This is a genomic window from Paenibacillus rigui (genome assembly GCF_002234615.1).
Classification (GTDB): domain Bacteria; phylum Bacillota; class Bacilli; order Paenibacillales; family NBRC-103111; genus Paenibacillus_S; species Paenibacillus_S rigui.
Window position 1 is genome coordinate 13,758 of record NZ_NMQW01000027.1, and the last position, 20,128, is coordinate 33,885.

Consider the following 20,128-nt stretch of genomic DNA (forward strand, 5'->3'; position numbering starts at 1 on the left):
CGTGAGTTACATCGAAGCCGAAGGTATTTTGTTAAACGCCAATATGAAGAAAGGCGGCAAGCTGCTCCTGCAGATTGAGATTTCCGAGGACCTGGATAACAAAGAAGATTACTTCCACCTTCGGAAGATGATTGAGAAGAATGTTCGGTTCTCTTTGGAAAATACGATCGTATCGTACAAGGTAGAGATTAACGCCAGGACTAATAAGCCAATCCGCGAGTACAAAGTGGACGAGTCAGGAATCGTGTCCGAGGTCTCCCGTCCCGAAGGCGAGCAGCTGGAGGCGGAACTAGGACTGCCGAAAGAAGCCGTACCGGTAAAGGAAGAGAAAGCTGAGGCCGACCTGCAGGTAATCGATGAATTCATTCGCAGCGGACTGGCCCCAATCTATGAAGATATGACGTATGACTTTCCTCACATTATTAGCCGTATTACCGACGGCGTTACTTACGCTAAGATTGCGTATGAACTGAACATATCGTTGGGTGAGTTTTCCGTCATTATGGACGAATACCGGCGCCGTGTGGCTCCTCTGGCAATCAAATGGAGTGAGTGGAAGGAAGGTAAGGCTAACGATCCTAGCGGGGAAAATCAGGGTAATGATAAGCAAGAGGAGGCGTTACCTGCTCAAGAAGAAGTTGGAGACGAAGGTAGTACACTCCACGAACCTTCTTCACTTAATCACAGTCCAGATAGAGAGATTTCCCAGTCTGCTACTGAGCCTGAACTTGAAGAGGTTGAAGGATACATTCTGGAGAACAATCCTACATTCGAAGATATTCAGTATGATTTCCCAGAGCTTTTGAAACGAAAAAAATCCGGCGAGTCTTGGATGGAGATTGCACAAAGCTTGAAAGTTCCATCAACTACTCTACAGGCGGCTTGGAACAAGTACAAAAAGAAAGTGAAAGAGTCTATGAAGGGGCAAGACGGAGCGGCGTAAGCTGCTCTTTCCAACATAAGGAGGAAGCATGAACGACAATATTTTTAGAAGTTCGCAACTTTGGGATAACCTGGTCAAAGATGTAAAAGGAATGGAGTTTGGGGAAGAAAGGATTCTTCTTATCGGCGGTCGGCCTGTTCTAATGCAAATTGCCCAGGCAGATGATCTTGAAAGAGTAAACCGCGGATTTATATGCATAGATTGAGGTGGGCGTATGCTGTATGTAATCGACGTTTATTGAGGAATTCAAGCGGTGCAGCTTGTCTGGTTTATAAGAGCATATCGGGAGTTCTTTAAGCGGGTATAGTTTTCTATGGAGGGATTGAATTGAGCCAAGGAACGAAGCGTAATCTGATCGAGGACCTGTTAATGTTACGAGTTAAGTGGTGCCCGGATAGTGAGTACCCCTTAAAAATACAGGCAGCATGGCTGGAGGCTGTTGAACGGGCTATTGAAGCTGAAGCGAAGGTGGAGCAGTTGACTCAAAAGTTAAAGGCGGTTCGTGACGCAACATATTGAATAATCAAATACATGGGAGGCTATTTTCGGTTCTTAAGTGCCGTAAAGAACGCTGATGAAAAAAAGACAATTGTAAGAGTCCATCCCACTGTCGGAGCCCACTGCCAAAGTTCTTTTCCAGCGAGGCTAAATGCTAAACATGCAACACCTAACATAACAAGCACAATCGGTTTCATATAAATTCCACCCCTTAAAGGATTTGTTTGTGTAATATCTAACGTTCAAAAAGTGAAAAAGTTACAGACGGTTGAAAATCATTTGAATATTAAAAGACTTGGGAGGTACATATGAACGTAAAGATTTTGCAGGTTGGAGACAAAGTGAAGTGGAGCAGTCAAGCACAAGGTAGCGTCAAGGAAAAAGCGGGTATGGTAATTGCGATAGTTCCAGGAGGTCAACGCGCATCAAAATATTTACCCGATGGCATCGAGATGAAGAACAAAACCTATGTGAAGTTTGATACAGAAATTGCAAAGCACGTTCGTTACATCGTGGAAGTTCCACGAGGAGGGAAAAGCGTAAAGTTCGATTATTACTGCCCGCGTGTTGAGAGCTTACGAATGAATGTAGACTGAATATTCACGGCAATTCAGGGATCGGAATTTAAACAAAAAACGATAATCTTAGGAGGTTGAATATGAGGCAGCCACAATGGAGACAAGAAATCATATATGTAAAACGTGATAAAAACGGAGTCATTATAGCTATGGAAGAGGAAATGCCAGAAGGGTTTATTGAGGAAGATGAACCCCAAAATATTTCAGAGGAAGAGTTAGCTGACGTTGAAAGTTCAATAGAAAAATAAACTAAAAATATAAAAAAAGTTCCCCCGCTGCATCTTTGGAGAGAGAGGCGGGGGAACGTACATTCCCACACCTATGATATCATAAGTGAGGTGTGAGGGGAATGATGATTGCTGAAAAAAAGACAGAGGCCGCACGGATCCTCGGAGAACAGCTAGAGCTCTTTCCTTCGATAAACGAAAGTGATATCGAGCGGACCTTGTTCCTGTTAGACAAATTTGTTTATATGAAGATGCTGGTTAAGGATTTCGAGGAGCATGAGCAGGATCTATATCAGACAGATATTGAGGGAGAGACTGCCCGTAGGCTTTCGGAAGAAGATACACATGCTGATAAAACCTCAAATGCGATTATATTTCATCAAAAACGCAAGTGGATTTACAACGAATATAAAATTGCTATCCGCAGCATTGAACGTGCCCATAGGCTCATCATAGATGAGGATATGAGAAAGGCTGTTCATTTTAGATATTTGGAAGGTCATAAATTCATGATTGCTTTGAAGTTTACTTATATGAGTAAATCGACATTTCAAAGGAAACTGAATGCCGGGGTAGCTTCCATAACTGATACATTAAAGTTGATGGGGATTCTGGGTCGGGAGTGGAAGTATTAATAAATGCCCGTTGAATGTAATATTTTGAACCAGTTTTGGATTTAATCGGGGATAAGTTGAAGCCCACATGAACATGATCCCGTGGTATATTGATAGCATCAAGAATTAAGAGATATGAAATGAATAAATTTAAATAAGATAACTGAAGGAGTCGCACTTGCTGCGGCTCTTTTTGTTTTTTAAGGATGTGTACCTGATGGGAAAGAAGAAGAGCAAAACAGTGATTTATTCAAAGCAGCCTGCTAAATGTAGAGGGTGCATTTGGGGCCGATGGGAAGGTACGAAGCAGTTTTGTAGCAAGCAGAAATGCATTCTTTTACTTTCGACAAATAAAGAGGGAAATCCTTCCTAATATCGAATTGTATATTGGAGGGGGTGTAGTTCTTTGGCGAGAAAAATAACGGCATTTGGCCCAACTGAACATGATGTGAGAAGTAAAATATACAACGAAGCATCCAAGTATCCATATCTAACAATGGGAGAAATAAAGATAATTGGACCTGCTAAAACAGAAGGTGGGGGTACTCAGTACGTTGCTGAATGTATCCTAACATAAATTTCTTGAAGTTGGATTTAAGCACCCTAACCGGTGCTTTTTCTTTTGCCCAAAACCGACTTAACATTATGGAGGTATTTATGAGGATTGAAACAATAGCAATCAGCTGGTTCCAGTCAAATGGATGGAACCCTAACGAGATGGATGAGTACATTTATAAATCTCTAGTTGAAAGTATCCGTAAGTACGGCGTGCTGCAGCCTATCCTGGTCCGGTCTGATTTCACGATAATCAAAGGTGAGAAGCGCTGGCGAGCTGCCCAAGAGGCCGGGGTTCAAGAACTGGTATGCGTTATTGTGGAGACAAGCCAAGAGGAGGCTAAGCTTCTTACTGTAAGCCTGAGTAACCTTCGGGGCCGGACGAACGAGGAGTTACTCGCCTCTTTGCTTGAGGAGCTTTCGGCACAATACTCTTTGGATGAGATTTCACTTCAAACAGGTTATCGGCAAGAGGAGCTTGATAACTTGCTCCAAGGGCTGCCGGCCGATACAAGTATTGAGCCGACTGCTCAAGATGATAACTTTGACGTGCAGATTGCATTGGATGAAATCAAAGAGCCTGAAACGAGGTATGGTGATGTTTGGCAGCTAGGCCGGCACCTGTTAATGTGTGGTGACTCCACGATCCTAAAAGATGTTCAGCAGCTAATAGGGGGAGATAAAGCTGCGCTGGTAGTTACGGACCCGCCATACAATGTCGCCTTTAAAAGTGATTCAGTACGACTTGCTTCAGACGGCCGGGCAAGTATTATGAATGACGATATGCCCGCGGAGCAGTTCGTGGGCTTTTTACATTCCGTGTTTTCAAATTATGCTGCAGTTATGGATCCTAAAGCGGGCATTTATGTATTTCATCCATCTTCTTATCAGCGTGAGTTTGAAGATACGATGAATGATGCCGGTATTGTGGTCCGTACTCAATGTATATGGGTCAAAAATGCATTTTCATTTGGATTTGCTCAGTATAAGTACAAGCATGAGCCTGTATTTTATGCTCATTTAAAGGGGAATGCGCCGGCCTGGTATGGTGATCGAAAGCAGACGACGGTTTGGAAGGCCGGACTGCCAGTTGAGCAGCCCGAGCCGGAAACGATTTGGGAAGTATCCAGGGGAGACGTAACGAAGTATGTTCATCCTACACAAAAGCCACTCGAGCTCCTTGCAATTCCGATCGGGAATAGTAGTAGGCAGGGAGAGATTGTTTTGGACCTGTTTGGTGGAAGTGGCTCTACGCTTATGACCTGTGAGCAAATGAACCGGGTATGCAGAACGATGGAGCTGGACCCCATATTCTGTGAAGTGATAAAAAAGAGGTTTCAGGAATCGACTGGCTGCGAGCCGGTACTTCTTTACAGAGCCGGCGTCGTTGCATAAATATAAATAGAGGGCGCGTCAACGCCCTCCAGACCACCGGAATACTCCCGGTGAGATCATGTAAGCCGTGGCCACGGTATCGAACGCATGATCTCATATCCATTTTAACGGATGTTGGGAGTGTTCGCAATTGTCAGTTGAAAATACGAACAGAGAAAAAGAAGAATTGCTACTTCAACATGAGATTGATGTAATACAAGGTATCCTAGAATCCAAGTCCAAGTACCGGAAAATCGTGCAGGCTGGGATTGCTCGTTGGGTGAAGGACTTTCAAGATGGCCGGATTGAGGTTAAGACTGTTGAGGATTTAAAGAAGCTTATTGAAATGGACTTGGAGCTCCAAAAGAATGATATATAACTTTCACTTTGTAGTGGGGGTGGGTGATATGTAACGTGGCCAGAGAACGTAGCCCTGATCGTGATAAGGCAAAACAAATGTGGCTGGATAGTAACGGTTCGAAAAAGCTAAAGGACATCGCTGCTGCCCTTGGTTTAGGTGAGACACAGATCCGGAAGTGGAAGTCCCAGGACAAATGGGCAGATGCCCTAAAAGGTAACGTTACTAATCAAAAGAAAGGTAACGTTACTAAAAGAATAGGGGCTCCTTTAGGTAACAAAAATGCGCTTGGTAACAAAGGCGGGGCACCTAAGGGAAACCAGAACGCAAAGGGTAACCGCGGCGGTCATGGCGGTCCATTCAGAAATAAGAAAGCACTTAAAACAGGTGAATATGAAACAATCTGGCTGGACGCTCTCGAAGATGATGAGCGTCTTTTGTATGAGCTGATTGATACGGATCCAATAGTACAAGTTGATGAAGGTATTAAACTGGCTTCTGTTCGTGAAAGAAGAATGCTGCTTCGAATACAACGGCTAACCAATGGACTTACCGAGAAAGGCCGCAGAGTACTTCAGGAACGAAAAGCAATTAAGGACCCGGTCTCGATTCACGATGAGAAGACGGGAAAAACCACGGTTGTTACCCGGGAACGCTTTGAACTCATTGTTACTGAGATCGAGGAGAATGAAGCCCGACTCATTGATGACATTTTGGCGCATGAAGAAGCGTTAACCCGGGTTCAAGATAAAAAAGCAAAATGGATCGATCTAAAGCATCGTATGGAGACAGTTGATGAAGAAAAGCTAATCCGAATTGAAAAACTGAAATTTGAATTAAGGATGTTGCAGGGTGGTGGTGACAGTGAAGGTAGCGATGATGGGTTTGTAGAGGCGCTGAGAGGAAAAGCAGCGGAGGTGTGGGCCGATGAAGGCCAAACGTAAGCCTGCCACGTTTCGCTGGTCTCCTTTTTCCAACAAACAGATAAAAGTTCTTACTTGGTGGATGGAAGAGAGCCCGCACCATGAGAAAGATGCCCTTATAGCGGATGGATCGGTCCGGGCTGGTAAAACAGTCGCTATGTCGTTTAGCTATATTGTGTGGGCCACAGAAACATTCAACGGTGAACAATTTGGCATGGCCGGCAAGACAATCGGTGCGCTGCGGCGGAACGTGGTGGGGCCACTTAAGCGTATGCTAACAAGCCGGGGATACCGGGTCCATGATAATTTAACCGAGAATGTCTTGACCATTAGCCGCGGACTCATTACGAATTACTTCTTTTTATTTGGTGGTAAGGACGAACGCTCCCAGGATTTAATCCAAGGGATTACGCTTGCTGGTATGTTTTTTGATGAGGTTGCTTTGATGCCTCAATCTTTTGTTAACCAGGCAACGGCAAGGTGTAGTGTTGAGGGGCGGAAGTTTTGGTTTAACTGTAACCCCGCGGGGCCTTATCACTGGTTTAAAGTAGAGTGGCTTGATCAGATTGAGCGAAAAAATGCGTTGCACCTTCATTTCACGATGGATGATAACCTGTCCCTATCAGAGAAAATCAAAGAAGGCTACCGACGCATGTACAGCGGGATTTTTTATAAGCGTTACATCCTTGGTTTATGGGTTCTTGCTGAGGGTGTTATTTATGACATGTTCAATGAATCCATTCACCGTGTTCCTTCTCAGAAAATGCCGCAATCCTTCGAGCATTACTATGTCGGCGTGGACTACGGGAACACGAACGCTACTGTTTTTCTCTTGGTCGGTGAGCACGCCGGTAAGCTGTATGTAATCAAGGAGTATTATCACGATGGAAGAACAGCCATGGTTCAGAAGGCGCCGTCTGAATATGCTCGAGACTTTATATCGTTTATAGCTGATGTGGCTGTAAGCAAGATATTTATTGATCCTTCAGCTAAAGGATTTATTACTGAGCTTAAGAAAGCCGGAGTCCGGTATATTGCGGAAGCAGATAATGAAGTGCTTGCAGGAATATCTGCAGTGGCCTCTGCGCTGTCAGAGAAGTTATTGTTCATTGCAAACAGCTGTCTGAATACATTGAAGGAGTTCAGCAGCTATGTGTGGGATATAAAGGCACAGGACCGGGGGGAAGACAAGCCCTTAAAGCAGCATGACCACGCTATGGACGCTTTAAGATATGTCGTCTATATGCTGTTTGGGAAAATTACTAAACCTGTGGGATACGGTATTCAGGCCGATATTACATCAGTATTTGACTAGAAGGAGGTGAAACATTGGCTGGAAGAATTAACAAGGTAGTAACAATGGTTTTAGATTTCTTCGGAAAATCTCAGCAAGCTGAAATAGAACCGGAACGTACACCAGTTGCATCGTATGCGGAATCACCCAGTCTGTATATCTTTGATCAATTCAAAGTTGCCACGGACCGAATAGCCACCATTCGAGAAGTGAATAATCTGGTGAAATTGGACCTTCGTTTTAAGACAACAAATAACCGGATGGCCGCTGATGCGGTGCGCGGTGGGTTTCGCATTGTGGTTTCGGGTAGTGATGCCGATCGTGCTCGGTTGAAACAAAAGGGGAAAACGTTGAAACGATTGACGCCTGGAGCAAACATTGCTCAGCAAGTGGTAGATGATTTTCTAAACCGGACCAAATTGCAGGCCAAATCGAGAGAACACGCCCGGGTATTGATCCGGGATGGTGACATATTTTTAAACCCGGTTGTTGACCTCTTAAGTGGGATAATACTGGATATCCGCAGGGCACCAGCCCTTACCATTAAACGAAACAGCAATGAGTATGGTCAGTTTCCAGACATCGAGCGTGCCTTCTCACAAATCGATCCTAGGACGCAGATAAACTCACTACTTGAGATTGGTCCACCGAGCATGTCCCGAACGGACTTTGCGCTGTTTCAGATGAATCATATTCGATGGCTTGAAGAAGAGACCGAGATGTACGGTACAAGTCATTATGCAAGTGCCCGGGCCACCTACAAGATTCTGAACAAAATGGAGATTGCTTCTGCAGTTCGTCGGGAGTTTCGTAGCGTGCAGAAGTTTAATCACAAGCTGCCGGAAGGGACGCAGGAAAGGGATGCCATCGAGTATATGCGCCTTGTAGGCCTGATTGATAAAAATGGGAATCCTACTCGGAACGCCCATTTACTTTCAGATTTTGTAGGCACGGCCGACGTGAAGGTTCTGAATGGCGATGAAAACTTAGATCAAATGGATGACATTAAGTACTTCGAGGATTTGCTTTGGTTGAATTTAGGTGTCCCGAAAGCCATTCTGACAGCTGGCCAAGACATCAATCGTGACATCCTTAAGGTCCAGTATCCTCATTATCTCGAAACGTTGGAAGATATTACGGACCTTTTGGAATATGGCGATACCGGGCAATTCTCCGGCTACCGGGCCATTGTGGACTTGCAGCTTCTTCTAGCCGGCATCAATCCCGATTCCATCTCTTATGATATTGTCTGGAGTGATAAGAGTGGTGAAACGCCAGCTGAGCGGTTGGACAGAGTGCAAATAGCTCTAGGCGCTGGTGGTGGCGTAAAGGTTATCACGTTGGAAAAAGGCATACAAGAAATTGCGAAAGACTTTGATATCGAAGATCCTGCTGAGATGGCTGCACAGCTTGAGGAAGAAGAACGCCAGAAGCAGGCGGATTTGGTGCAACATTCAGCAATAAATAAAAAACCTGAAAACCGATCACAAGCGGTAACCGATGTAGTACTGGAAGATAGGCCGGAATTTGAAGATATTGAAGTGGAAGCGAGGTCAGCTGTATCTCGTTTTTTTAATGCCGTTTATCAAAGGATGGTGAATGTAACAGATGAAGATGCGGCACTAATTGATGCTGAGGATCAGGATGATGCGCCCGTCAACATGAATGAAATTGAGAAATCGTTTGATGAGGCCTGGAGCACCGAGGAGGAAAGTTATCAAAAGGCTATTGTAAAAAGCATGACACAAACAGGAGTAATGGGTGCAGAACGGGCTGTTCAACTTGTTATGGATTTTAATAAGGGCGCCGCAGTTGATCCGACTGGTCCGCAAATGGGCGTTGGTGTCAAGATGAAGATCGTCAAAAAGGACATTTACGAAGACCTACTCGAAGCATCAGGCGAGCGCATAAAAGGTATCAAGGAAACAACACGGCTAAAAATCCAGTCATTGTCAGCAAAAGCATATGAGGAAAATCTAGGGTGGAAGGCACTCATGATCCAGCTCAAACCGGTTATTCAAGATGAGATCAGGGCAGAAATGATTGCCCGGACTGAGCTCTCCTGGGCATACAATCGGAGTGCAAAGCGGATCTATATTGATGCTGGTTTTGAAAAAGTAAGATGGTCCACGGTGCTTGATCAAAGAACATGCCCAACATGTAGAAGCAGACATGGTATCGTGTATCCGATCGATGACCATCCAGGCATTCCGGCACACCCTCGCTGCCGCTGCACATTGCTTCCGGATTAATACAAGACCTAAAGGGCGGTGATTGATACAACTATCAGACTGTAAAATGAAGATATGAAAGGAGGGCTCAAGTGAACTGGCCCAAGTATAAACATAAACTAAATCTGCAGCTTTTCGGAGGCATTGGCTTTACTGCTGGGGATGGCCCGGTAAACGATGCTCTATCCGATGATCCCAAAATGAAGCAGATCCTTGATGCGACTTCCGCCATTGAACTGCTTGCCGTTAAAAAACAACTCGCCAATGACACTTTAACCGAGGTGGACCGCCGTATTTATTACGAGGCCATTGAAGCCAAGTGCCGGACTGAGTTTGGGTATTATGATGTTGAGCACGCGGCCAAGCAGGAGGCGAAAGAGGTGAGACCGCCGGTTGGATTTACCGCGACGAATGCAACTATAACCGTCACGACTGACTCCATCGATCCAAGATTCGCCGTAGTCATTGATGCTGCGGGAGAATCACAGGATATCTGCTTATCCCAGGCAGTTATCATTGCAGATGCCGGAGGCCAGCCGTCTGGATGGTATAAGCAGCCCGTTTCCCGTGTCGACGCCATTAACGGCAATAATCGCATTTATCCGAGGTCGGTTTACCAACCTGCACTCGATGCAATTAAGCAAGCAGGCTTCCCGTATGCCGGAGAGCACCCGCATCCGCCCACAATGAAGGGTTTGGATGGACGGGTGCTTTTTGATTCCAAGGTGCCAAATCAGGCCGTCAAGTTCCGCAATGCTGATATTGATGCTGCAGGGGTCGTGTGGGCGGAGTACAAACCGCTTGATACCGATATGGGCAAGCAGGTAAAGGCAATGCTGGATGCTGGGCTGCCCATTGGTTTTAGTAATCGGATGACAGGTAATATGGTGCCGGCTACCGTGGACGGACGAAATGTCAGTGTGTCGAAGTCATTGAATCTGTATACCTGGGATGTCGTGCTTAACCCAGCCGAGCCTGATGCTTTTACAAAGCCGCTGCCGCTGACGGATTCAGCGGTTACTGAAATTTTAGATTCTATCCAAAAGGGAGATGATCCGAAGATGAATTTTTTGACTATGACGATTGAACAACTGAAAGCATGGAAAGCAGGCAATGCCGGGCACGCAGAAATGGCAATGTGTGATTCGGCTATCGCTGCAAAGGAAAACGAGCAAGCTTTGAAAGATGAACTCGAAACGATGCGCCGCAAGGAAGAAGAACGTCAACGCGCTGAAGAAGCTGCTGAAAATAAACGTAAGGCTCAGGCGGCACTAGCCGATGCCGTCAATTCCCTTCCATACGATGCCAACGTGAAGGCAGCAATCCTTAAAAAAGGCGAGGCAATCACTGATTCCGCAACCGTTGAGCACTTTATCGAAGGTGAGAAAGCAATCGTTGACGCCTACGCCGTTGGAACAAAGTTGGGCCAACTTGGGGTAAACACAAACAAAGGAGGCCAAGCAACTGTGCTGGATACGAGCATTGAAGTGACAGGTAATCCGCAGCCGTGGAAGCCAATCGTCGATAACCTGCAGGCGGCATTCGATGATCGAAACCGCTCGCTGGATACAAACTTCCGAGTTGACCCTAAGCTTCGCGAAGCCAACAAAGGCATTGTTGATCGTCTGATGGCGAAAATGGAGCGCGAGAACAACGAAGAGTACTCCAAATTTATGAAGTCCCTCACTGACTCTGCTCAATCTATTCAAGATGGCGTCATTACAGATTCAGCGATGTCTTCCACTGGTGATTTCGCTCAAGCGCCTGCTATTTCTTTGGCATTCATGTACCAAGTATGGCAAGACCTTAAATTCTTGCAATTGGTAATGGCCGAGTCCTTCAGCGGAACGACATTCAAAATCCCAGTTGAATTCCAATCCTACGATTTGTATACGCAGGATGACTTTGTTGTCGGTGAATTTGAAGGCATCCCTACAGAAGGCGTTGAAACTCGCCTGCTCGAATTCGGAGCTGAATGGTTGAAACGGGGCACCTTGGTTTCCAAAGAATCTCAAATCGAAATGCAAAAAGGCCCCTTTAATTATGACGTTGTTGCCCGCAATTTAGCGAACCTTGCTATGCGTTATAGCCGCGTAATGGACCAGCGTTTAAGCCTTGAAATGCTGCACGTTTCCGATGAATATGAAGCTAAAGCGGTAACGGCTGAGGCTGTGGCCGCTACGGAAATGACAGCTGGAGCGTCGGCCGGCCTTCCATCCGGTAACAATGTTGCTTGGGTAGTTAGTTTGTTATGTGGTTATACAACAGGTGCTATTGGGAAAACAGTTCCGCCGATTGTTCGACCTCGAAAAAATGTGTGGTTGGACCCATTCGGCCGCAGGCAATCCGCTGTAATCAATGACTTTGTTGTCAAGAAAGGGGCGACCACTCTCACACGGGGTACCTGGGATCCGATCTCCGGCAAAGTGAACAACGGTGACTACGCCGTGGATTGGGAAGAAAGCAAAGTGTATTTCACAGCTGCTTCCGGTGTAGACAACAACACGAATAAACCAACAATTCAAAATTACTCCTATGCTACCAACGTTAACTTCTTTGATCTGACGGTACCTTTGGCGTTGACTGACAAGCCAGCACAATATTACAACCGGTTGTTGGAGCGCTTTGATCTTCAAAAGGCATATATGGGTTCTGCTCCGCGCTATGTGACGCCTGACTTTGCTATTGGCTCGCTCAATGCGATGGTGAACATCAAGAATGCGGAGTTGTTCTACAAATGGGCTTCCCCAGAAGGAACGAGCTTCTTGAAAGGAGATATGTGGTTTGCAACTCGTGCTGGCCTGCAGCTGGGTGAAATTAACGCTCCTTGGGCAGCTCGAGATAAACGCATTCTGATTGGCAAAACCAATGCAACTCGCTACGGCGTGGGCTCTCCTTTGCAGATTGAAGGGCCAGAGCCGTATTTTGATCCTGGTACTCAAAAAATCACATCTGCTAAACAATACTATGCGACGCAGCAATCCGTCATTGCGACACCTCTTGTAATTGATGGGACTGGCAAGCAGTACAATCCTCCTTACCGCACAATCAAATACTATAACTCTTAAGAAGGGGCTGGTGAATATCTATGGGAATCAAAGTGAACAACGGACACTCTTTTTTACATCCTGCATCCGGGCTGATTATTGGCCCGGGTGATGTCTATCATGATGGTGATGATGAGCAAACGGTTGAGGAGAGCCTATCTCCTTCACCACTTTCTGTTGAAGAATTCAAAGCACTATCTGCACAAGAGCAGAAAGATTTGCTTTTGAGTATGGAAATTGAAGCCGGCTCTAACGAGCCTCAACGCATCGAACAATACACTGACTGGTTGAATGCTCAAGCGAATGCTGGGCGCACTTCTTAGGAACTGAAAGGGGGCTGCGGCTGATGAACATTGCAACCCTACTTACGGCAATACGAACAGAAATTGGGGATAAGGAAGAACCCTATCGATATGATGAGATGGCGCTTTTGGAGTTTATCCAAGGCGCCATTTCTGATTATTCCCAGTATCGTCCCCGGCGGAAACGCGGCTCTATTACATTAAGGGAAGATTCGTTGGAATATCAGATGCCGGATGATTATCAGGTATGGGTTAGCGGTCTGGAGAACTACGAGGTACTAGATAGTATGCTGTACCTCGATGTATATCCTAGGTCACCGATTATACTCACCTTTGTTTATCTGGCGAATCATGATGTGTCGAGTCTGCCAGAGAGCTCTCTTTCCCTTATCGTCGATTACTGTATGTGGAAGCTGCTATCTGATGCTACTCGGGAAGGATCCGAAATCAGTGAATTGAAGCTTGGTAAAGGACTCGATATCAAATTCGATAACTTCGATCAGATCAGCAAGCTTGCTGAAACCCGGTACAGCAGTTATCTGTCTGCCGTTAAAAAGACGATCGGTGGTGGTACCTGATGGATGCAGCAAAACTGGCCGAGAAGGTAAAAAGGGTACTTCAGAAACAGATCAGAGCAAAAGGGTATGAAGCGGAAGCTTTGCTGCTAACTCCAATTGAGAAGAACCTTAGAAAATTGAACATAACGGATACCGGAGAGAATACACCGGAGCCGCACTCTGAAAACATCAAAATTGTGGTTACTTCTCATGGGATTAAAGAAAATTCTACCGAGCTCGGAGATAATCCTGATGAAATCCTTGAATTTATCGTTATTGAAGATGGGTCTGAATCTGAATTGAAAAAGGTGGAGGAAGATCGTATCCTGATCTATCTCGGAAAAAAATATATTGTGGAGCTTGTGAGCCCGGCAACGCTCGCCGGGCAATTAATTATAAAGGAAGTGACAGCAAAGGCGGTGAGGTAATTGAGTGAATTTGATGCCCTGTTAAGAGCCTTACAGAGCATTCCAGGTGCTGCGGATAATGGAATCAAGAAAGGGCTAAAACGCGCGGCTGTTATCGTCATGGGGAGGGCCAAGAACAAATTAGGGACATATCAAGGGAGTTCGGGCTCTTTTAATGCCTGGGCAAAACTGAATCCAGAAACAGTACGTAAAAAACATCTTTCTAAATCAGGCAGCGGCCGGTTATCTAAGGCTGGCAAGGCCTACTTACAAAAACATTCGTCCTGGGGAACTGGCACCAATGATGATGCTCCACTTGTTGATACCGGCCACTTAAGGCAGGCCATAACGACAGATTACAGTGATTTGGATAGTCATCGTGTTGCCTATGTTGGTGTTGCTGCGGGTAGGAATACTGCCGGAAAAGGAAGCCCGTCAGATTATGCTGCAAAACATGAATTCGGTGATGTTTCGAGAAGGATTCCTGCCCGACCGTACCTTCGACCTGCTTTAGAAGAATCGAGGGCTCAAATCAAGGAGGAGGTTTCTAAAGCGCTAGTTCAAGAGTTAAGAGGATTGGGGCGTGGAGGTCTTTGAGAGATCCGTTGGTATCGGTTTATCAATCCTTGTACGCTGCTATCACGCATGTCCATGGATCAGACTTTATGATTTACGACGGTACACCAGACCCGAGCGAATTTTTCAAGAAGCTCCCGGCCGCTCATATTATTTACGTAAGTGGTACGGCCGAGAAAGCGCTGATGCGTGAATATGAGCCTCATGGACTGATCGATAACGGTGACGGGACTTTCACGGTCGGAACGGAATCATGTCGGTTTGATTATTTGATTCAGGTTTCCTTTTTTGGTATTAAGCCCGGTATTGCCCAACAACTTTCCACTAGGTTTTTGGCATTTGTTGAAATGGATAACGAGCTGCTTATTCCTGATGATAAGTGGGGCGAAATCATGCAGGTATTTATTACCGGCCCTCCAACACCACCGCGGGGGGAACCGGACCTTTACCAATGCGATGCAACGTACCGCTGCCGCGGGAAACTCATTACTGAAGAAGAAGTAGCGAAGATTGATATCACTAATTTGAAATTCAAAATACGATAAGGAGCTGATTCCCCTTGACTATTATTCGTGGGGCAACGTCCCTAACCGGATTACCTCCGGGCCTATATATCAATGAACTTGCGGTTCCGCAATCGGATGAAGTGGCCACCAGCGATTTTGTCCTTGGATTTGTGGGCGATTTTGACCGTGGCCCTGTTAATCAATATGTCATGATCAATGAAATCCCAACCAAACGATTGGCTGAAATTGCAGAACCTGTCCTTGGGGCAACGACGAAATCTAATGCCGGCAATGCGCTGCTTGATCATCTGGACCGTGCGAAAGTGAAGAGGGCTGTTTTCGTCCGGGTGCTTGGGGCAGGATATGCCGCAGCATCGATTACCTTGCAGGATAGGCAGGGAACGCCGGCCGACACGCTGAAGGTTGCCGCGAGATATCCGGGAACCTACGGTAATGTTTTCACTTGTCAGGTAGCAGCAGGGACGAATGCCAATACATTCAAGATGATTTTGGTATCTGATTTCGGCACAGAAACATACGACAATCTTTCAATGGACCCCGATGATGGCCGCTACGCTCCAACACTGATCAATGGTCTGAGCGCTCACTTTTATCTTACTGATCTTAATTCAACTGCATCCACACGGCTGCTCGCGCAACCAGCTGTGAAGGCGCAGTCGCAATTGGCTGGCGGCAGCAATGGAGCTGCATTGACTGACGCTGACCGGATCGGTTCTATTGATTCCGGAACCGGCGCGAGAACCGGGCTGAAATTACTCGAGCTGGTTGGCAATATCGTTACGGATGTGGCCTTCGCCGATTACAGCAGTGCAACGGCTGACGCGGCACTAGCTGCTTTTGGTTTGAAGTATAACACGATGACTTACTGCGGCATCGGTTCGGCAACGACCGTCGCAACAGCAATCACAGCCCGGTCCAGCTACGACAGTGATTTTATGCAAATGGTGTTTGGCCGCTACCAGTCCGTTGGATCTCAATGGACTTCGGGCGCATGCTTATCGGCCATTGTGCACGCTATCGGGAATGTTGAGGATTCCGGTATTGCCGTGGAATGCACATGGGTTTCAGGCACAGATAAAGGTTTGGATTTTGATGACTTTACCAACCTGTACACGAATCAAATTGCGGCTTTCCAGTTAAAACCTTCTGCTGCAGGTGATGGAACGATGGCGTGGAGATTGGCAAACGACTATACCCTTGCAAAGACGGATGTTTCCGGCGCCGTTATTAGCGATGACGAAAACCGGAAAGTAAATAAGCGCCGGCTGAATAGCTGGATTGAAAAGTCTCTCGAGTCCGTGGCTGCACCGTGGCAAGGTAAGGCTATGACCAAGAAGATGAAGGACGACGCGGAACGCCGGGTCCGGACTTATTTTGACCTACTCAAAAGCCCGACGAATCCGCTGGTATCTTCTAAATTCGAAGATTATTCAGTTACCTTCAATTCGGCGGCCCAATCGATTGACCAGTTTGTTCAGGATATCAAAGTGAAGCACTATAACACCGCTGAATGGATTCTCTTGAATTTCCAAGGCGGCACGAATGTGGAGGTGGGCTAGTTGATTAAATTAAACCTTCAGACGTTTGCACAAGACGGATTGCTCGGTAAAAAGCTGATCATCGCATTGACTGATGAGAACGGTGCCGCTTTAGAAAAGACGCCCGAAATCCTGAAATGGTCAGTCGAGGAGATTACCAGTGAGGAGAAAAAGAACCCTATCGGGGAAGAGACTGAATACCGTCAGGTGCTTCAGAACGGTTGGAAAGGCACATTAGAGGGCCAAGCGGTTAACACAGCCTACGATGACATTGTAGACAAGAAAATCGCTCACCAGGAGGAAAAAGGGGGGACCCTCAAATTCATCATATTTACAACAGAGACTTACAAGGACGGCACCGTCCGGAAATATAAATACTCTGGGGTAACGTTCGATGGCTATAAGCGATCGGCGGACGGAAATAACAAACCTGTAACAAATAATATCAACTGGCAGGCTGAGCGCCGGGACAAACAATAAGGAGGAGGAATATTCATGGAGATTACACTTTCGACAGGTAAAAGGGTTGGGGTAAGAGAGAAAAAAGGGCAACATCACTTTATTGAGCGTAGGCTTATGGCTACGTCGATGGGTGAAGGAGGACAAAATCTAGGCGCCTTCATGGGAATAGTTACTATTGCAGCTATCGTATCGATCGAAAGCATTGATGGAGAAAAAGTAAGCACTCCCGTTAATGAGTCCGAAATTTATGAACTCATGGATCGTTTTACGTATGAAGAATGGGCAGAATTCGAAATGAAAATCCGGACACCTGAAGACAAAACAAAACTAGAGGAAGCTGCAAAAAACTTGCTGAACAGTCCTGGTTCCGCAAACGCGTAGAACTTGCGCTTGCATCCGGGGCTGGTATATCATTCACCGAATCTTTAGGTTTTGATGAAGTAGAGACTTTGGCGGCAATCCTTGTAGTTAACGAATGGAACGAACATATTAATTCCTCCGAATGATCGGAGGGCTTCCTGAGCTTGGGAAATGCTGTTCCTCTGCTCAGGAAGCAGTTGCAGGAGGCCATCACATTTGATGGTCTTTTTTATTTTCCAGAAAGAAGGGGGCGGATAGGATGAGTTCCATTCTGGACTTGGCAATCAGCATTAGTTTAGCGGACCATATTTCATCTGGTGTCAAGGGGATTATTGGTCAATTCAAGCTTATGGAAAGAGCTACCGACGATGCCAAAAAGAAAATGGAAGGCTTTAAGAACATGGCGTTTGTCGGAGCTGGTGTTGGAGCTGCGGGGGCGCTTGCATTTGGCGGAATCACAAGTGCAATTAAATCTTCGGCCGAAGCAGCGATGGAATTTGAAAGTGTCATGACCAATGTGAAAATGGCCGCATTTGGGAAGGACTTACTTGATTCATCCAAGGCTGCTGAAGTGAAGCAGACGCTGGATGACCTGACAACTGGTTTCGAGAAACTGGGGGTTGCTACAAAGTTCAGTGATAAGGCAGCTGCCGAAACTGCCCTCGGGATGTTAAGGGGCGGTATCGATAAAAACTTTATCCTTGGGGATAAGGATGCCAAAGGAAATTATAACTATTCCGGCCTTACCGCCGCTATGTATTCAGCTCAATTGGGTGATGTAGACCCGCAAGCAGCCGGTGACTTTATTGCTAAACAGAAGGCTGCTTTCAACATGAACGGAGACAGGACCCTTAAGGCCGTAGATTTCTATGCGAAGACAGCAGCTGCTTCCACAATGGATATGAAGAGCCTTATTCCCGGCATGCTGACTGCATCCGGTGTCGCAGGAACTCTTGGCATGACGCCAGAGGATACAGCGTTGCTCGTCGCTTCAACTGGCACCTATACCAAGGACGGCGGCTCAGCGGGGACATTTACCAAGGACTTCCTCGACCGCCTGATTCCTCACACCAAAAAACAAATTGAGGCTATGCATGAATTGGGTTGGTTAAAGCAAGATGGAAGCAGCATATTCTTCGATGATGGCGGCAAGATTAAAGGCTCGGACTTCTTATTCAGCACTCTACAAGAAACATCTAAGAAATTCCGACCGGACCAATTTCAAAACATGATGAGTAAGGTCTTCCTTGAGCAGGGTAAAAACACGGCCCTTGCTCTTGCAAATGGCAGCCAGGTATACGCGGATATTAAGGGTAATGTGGGTAATCAGCTTGATATGTACCAACAGGTTGAGATCCAAATGAAGGGCACCAAAAATATGATGGAGTCTTTAGCCGAGACATGGAGCATTGTAAAACGAGTTTTTGGTGACCCGTTCTTGGAGCCGATAAAGGTTGGTCTTGCGGCCTTCAGCAAAATTCTTGGAGATAGCCTAATCCCATGGGCGAAGGCCCATCCTCAAATCATTCAGACAGTTGCGGCCATTGCATTAGGTGTCAGTGCGTTCCTTGCTATTGGGGGAGCAATTATGGTCGGTGTGGCGGCATTTGGAGCTATTTCGACTGCGATGGCAGGCGTCGGTATCGGCCTGGGAACCGTAGCATTACTGAGTGGAGGTATTGTTGTCGGGATCGCAGCGGTGGCCGGAGCAGCTTACCTGATTTATAAAAACTGGGGTCCGATCAGTGCTTATGCTAAGAATGTGTGGGATCAGGTTAAAAGTGTGACTTTGTCAGTATGGAACGCAATTAAACCTACGGTCATGGGAACTGTCAGTGAAATTTGGAATTCGATTCACTCCGCTTTCAACTCTGTTAAAAGTTACTTCCTTCAGATTTGGCCTGACATTAAGAACATCTTTGCTATATATGGGCCGATTATAGTCACCTTGGTTTCATTCCACTTTAATACAATGTGGACGGTTATTAAGACAGTGAGTACCATTATTTGGTCCACCATGAAATACACCTGGACAATGATTAAGGTGGAGTTAGAGGTTGCTTGGACGCTGATGAAGGACTTTATAAAGTTATGGTGGGACTATGTATCCGGCACCTTCAAAATCGCCCTTAAAATACTCCAAGGTGATTGGTCTGGTGCTTGGCAGGCGATGAAGGATCTATTTTCAACGTTATGGAACGATGTGAAAAAAATCTTTGGAGATGGATGGGACGGTATAAAGGAAATCGCATCTACTTGGAAAGCAGCTGCAGGCGAGTGGGGAAAAAATATCGTTGAGGGTATTATCGGTGGTATTAAGGGTTATTGGGGAAATTTAAAAGATACGATGGGCGAGTTATGGGACGAATATATTAAAAGTCCATTCATGAAAAAAGGGGATATCAACTCTCCATCGCGTGAAATGATGAAACAAGGAAACTATGTCACACAAGGGTTGGCACTCGGTATTTTAGGTCAGGCCGGCTTAGTTAAGAATGCATCAGAATCGTTATTTGATGTAGCCAAGCCAGGAGGAGTTGACGATGGAGGCATCAGTGTAAATCGACCTGTCGCAAGCGGAGGCAGTTCAGTTGTTGTCCAAGGCCCCTTGATCGGAGAGGTGCATCAACAGGCCGGGGAGCAATCGCAAGACTTTGCTGAGCGTGTTGCTGATTTGGCGGTACGGAAGATGAACGCTCTCTCCCAAAGAGCAAACCTGACGATCGGATCCCGGGGCGTCCAAAGGGGGTACTGATG

General features: G+C 46.2%; 22 protein-coding genes. All 22 read left to right on the forward strand.

What is annotated here, in order from left to right; all coding sequences use genetic code 11:
* Position 1: 1 nt before the first annotated feature.
* Positions 2-943: a hypothetical protein gene (locus CF651_RS32375; RefSeq protein WP_179232883.1), complete on the forward strand. Its 942-nt coding sequence runs from the start codon at positions 2-4 to the stop codon at positions 941-943.
* Between the two features lie 28 nt (positions 944-971).
* Entirely contained in the window at positions 972-1,148 is a 177-nt protein-coding gene (locus CF651_RS32380) for a hypothetical protein (protein WP_179232884.1), read from the forward strand.
* Between the two features lie 122 nt (positions 1,149-1,270).
* Complete coding sequence (locus tag CF651_RS18980) at positions 1,271-1,462, forward strand: hypothetical protein (RefSeq protein ID WP_094016448.1); 192 nt, start codon at positions 1,271-1,273, stop codon at positions 1,460-1,462.
* 287 nt (positions 1,463-1,749) lie between these two features.
* Positions 1,750-2,037, forward strand: coding sequence for a hypothetical protein (locus tag CF651_RS18985; protein ID WP_094016449.1), 288 nt, complete (start codon positions 1,750-1,752; stop codon positions 2,035-2,037).
* A gap of 62 nt (positions 2,038-2,099) precedes the next feature.
* Positions 2,100-2,267, forward strand: a complete 168-nt coding sequence (locus tag CF651_RS32385) for a hypothetical protein (RefSeq protein ID WP_179232885.1) — start codon at positions 2,100-2,102, stop codon at positions 2,265-2,267.
* 101 nt (positions 2,268-2,368) lie between these two features.
* The gene (locus CF651_RS18990; RefSeq protein WP_094016450.1) at positions 2,369-2,881 is read left to right on the forward strand and encodes a hypothetical protein; all 513 of its coding nucleotides are present in this window, start codon (positions 2,369-2,371) and stop codon (positions 2,879-2,881) included.
* A gap of 385 nt (positions 2,882-3,266) precedes the next feature.
* Positions 3,267-3,437 (forward strand): hypothetical protein, encoded by a 171-nt coding sequence (locus tag CF651_RS32390; protein WP_179232886.1) that lies wholly within the window; start codon positions 3,267-3,269, stop codon positions 3,435-3,437.
* Between the two features lie 5 nt (positions 3,438-3,442).
* Positions 3,443-4,810, forward strand: a complete 1,368-nt coding sequence (locus CF651_RS19000) for a DNA modification methylase (RefSeq protein WP_245856041.1) — start codon at positions 3,443-3,445, stop codon at positions 4,808-4,810.
* 130 nt (positions 4,811-4,940) lie between these two features.
* Entirely contained in the window at positions 4,941-5,168 is a 228-nt protein-coding gene (locus CF651_RS19005; protein ID WP_094016452.1) for a hypothetical protein, read from the forward strand.
* Positions 5,169-5,203: 35 nt separating this feature from the next.
* Positions 5,204-6,091: a phage terminase small subunit-related protein gene (locus CF651_RS19010; protein WP_094016453.1), complete on the forward strand. Its 888-nt coding sequence runs from the start codon at positions 5,204-5,206 to the stop codon at positions 6,089-6,091.
* Positions 6,075-7,385, forward strand: coding sequence for a PBSX family phage terminase large subunit (locus tag CF651_RS19015; RefSeq protein ID WP_094016454.1), 1,311 nt, complete (start codon positions 6,075-6,077; stop codon positions 7,383-7,385). Before CF651_RS19010 ends, CF651_RS19015 begins: the two co-directional genes overlap by 17 nt.
* Positions 7,386-7,399: 14 nt before the next feature.
* A complete protein-coding gene (locus CF651_RS19020; protein ID WP_094016455.1) occupies positions 7,400-9,616 on the forward strand; it encodes a portal protein in 2,217 nt (738 codons plus the stop codon).
* A gap of 71 nt (positions 9,617-9,687) precedes the next feature.
* The gene (locus CF651_RS19025; protein WP_094016456.1) at positions 9,688-12,663 is read left to right on the forward strand and encodes a hypothetical protein; all 2,976 of its coding nucleotides are present in this window, start codon (positions 9,688-9,690) and stop codon (positions 12,661-12,663) included.
* 20 nt (positions 12,664-12,683) lie between these two features.
* Complete coding sequence (locus CF651_RS19030; protein ID WP_094016457.1) at positions 12,684-12,965, forward strand: hypothetical protein; 282 nt, start codon at positions 12,684-12,686, stop codon at positions 12,963-12,965.
* Between the two features lie 23 nt (positions 12,966-12,988).
* Positions 12,989-13,522 carry a hypothetical protein gene (locus CF651_RS19035; protein WP_094016458.1) on the forward strand — a complete coding sequence of 178 codons (534 nt, stop codon included), beginning with the start codon at positions 12,989-12,991 and terminating at the stop codon, positions 13,520-13,522.
* Positions 13,522-13,929: a hypothetical protein gene (locus CF651_RS19040; protein ID WP_094016459.1), complete on the forward strand. Its 408-nt coding sequence runs from the start codon at positions 13,522-13,524 to the stop codon at positions 13,927-13,929. Before CF651_RS19035 ends, CF651_RS19040 begins: the two co-directional genes overlap by 1 nt.
* Entirely contained in the window at positions 13,930-14,505 is a 576-nt protein-coding gene (locus tag CF651_RS19045) for a phage virion morphogenesis protein (protein WP_094016460.1), read from the forward strand. It begins immediately after the preceding gene.
* A complete protein-coding gene (locus CF651_RS19050) occupies positions 14,502-15,029 on the forward strand; it encodes a hypothetical protein (RefSeq protein WP_094016461.1) in 528 nt (175 codons plus the stop codon). The genes CF651_RS19045 and CF651_RS19050 overlap by 4 nt, the downstream gene beginning before the upstream one ends.
* A 14-nt stretch (positions 15,030-15,043) precedes the next feature.
* Positions 15,044-16,570, forward strand: coding sequence for a phage tail protein (locus CF651_RS19055; RefSeq protein WP_094016462.1), 1,527 nt, complete (start codon positions 15,044-15,046; stop codon positions 16,568-16,570).
* Entirely contained in the window at positions 16,571-17,029 is a 459-nt protein-coding gene (locus tag CF651_RS19060; protein ID WP_245856043.1) for a hypothetical protein, read from the forward strand.
* Between the two features lie 15 nt (positions 17,030-17,044).
* Positions 17,045-17,392 (forward strand): hypothetical protein, encoded by a 348-nt coding sequence (locus CF651_RS19065; RefSeq protein WP_094016463.1) that lies wholly within the window; start codon positions 17,045-17,047, stop codon positions 17,390-17,392.
* Between the two features lie 238 nt (positions 17,393-17,630).
* A complete protein-coding gene (locus tag CF651_RS19070; RefSeq protein WP_094016464.1) occupies positions 17,631-20,126 on the forward strand; it encodes a phage tail tape measure protein in 2,496 nt (831 codons plus the stop codon).
* Positions 20,127-20,128 lie beyond the last annotated feature (2 nt).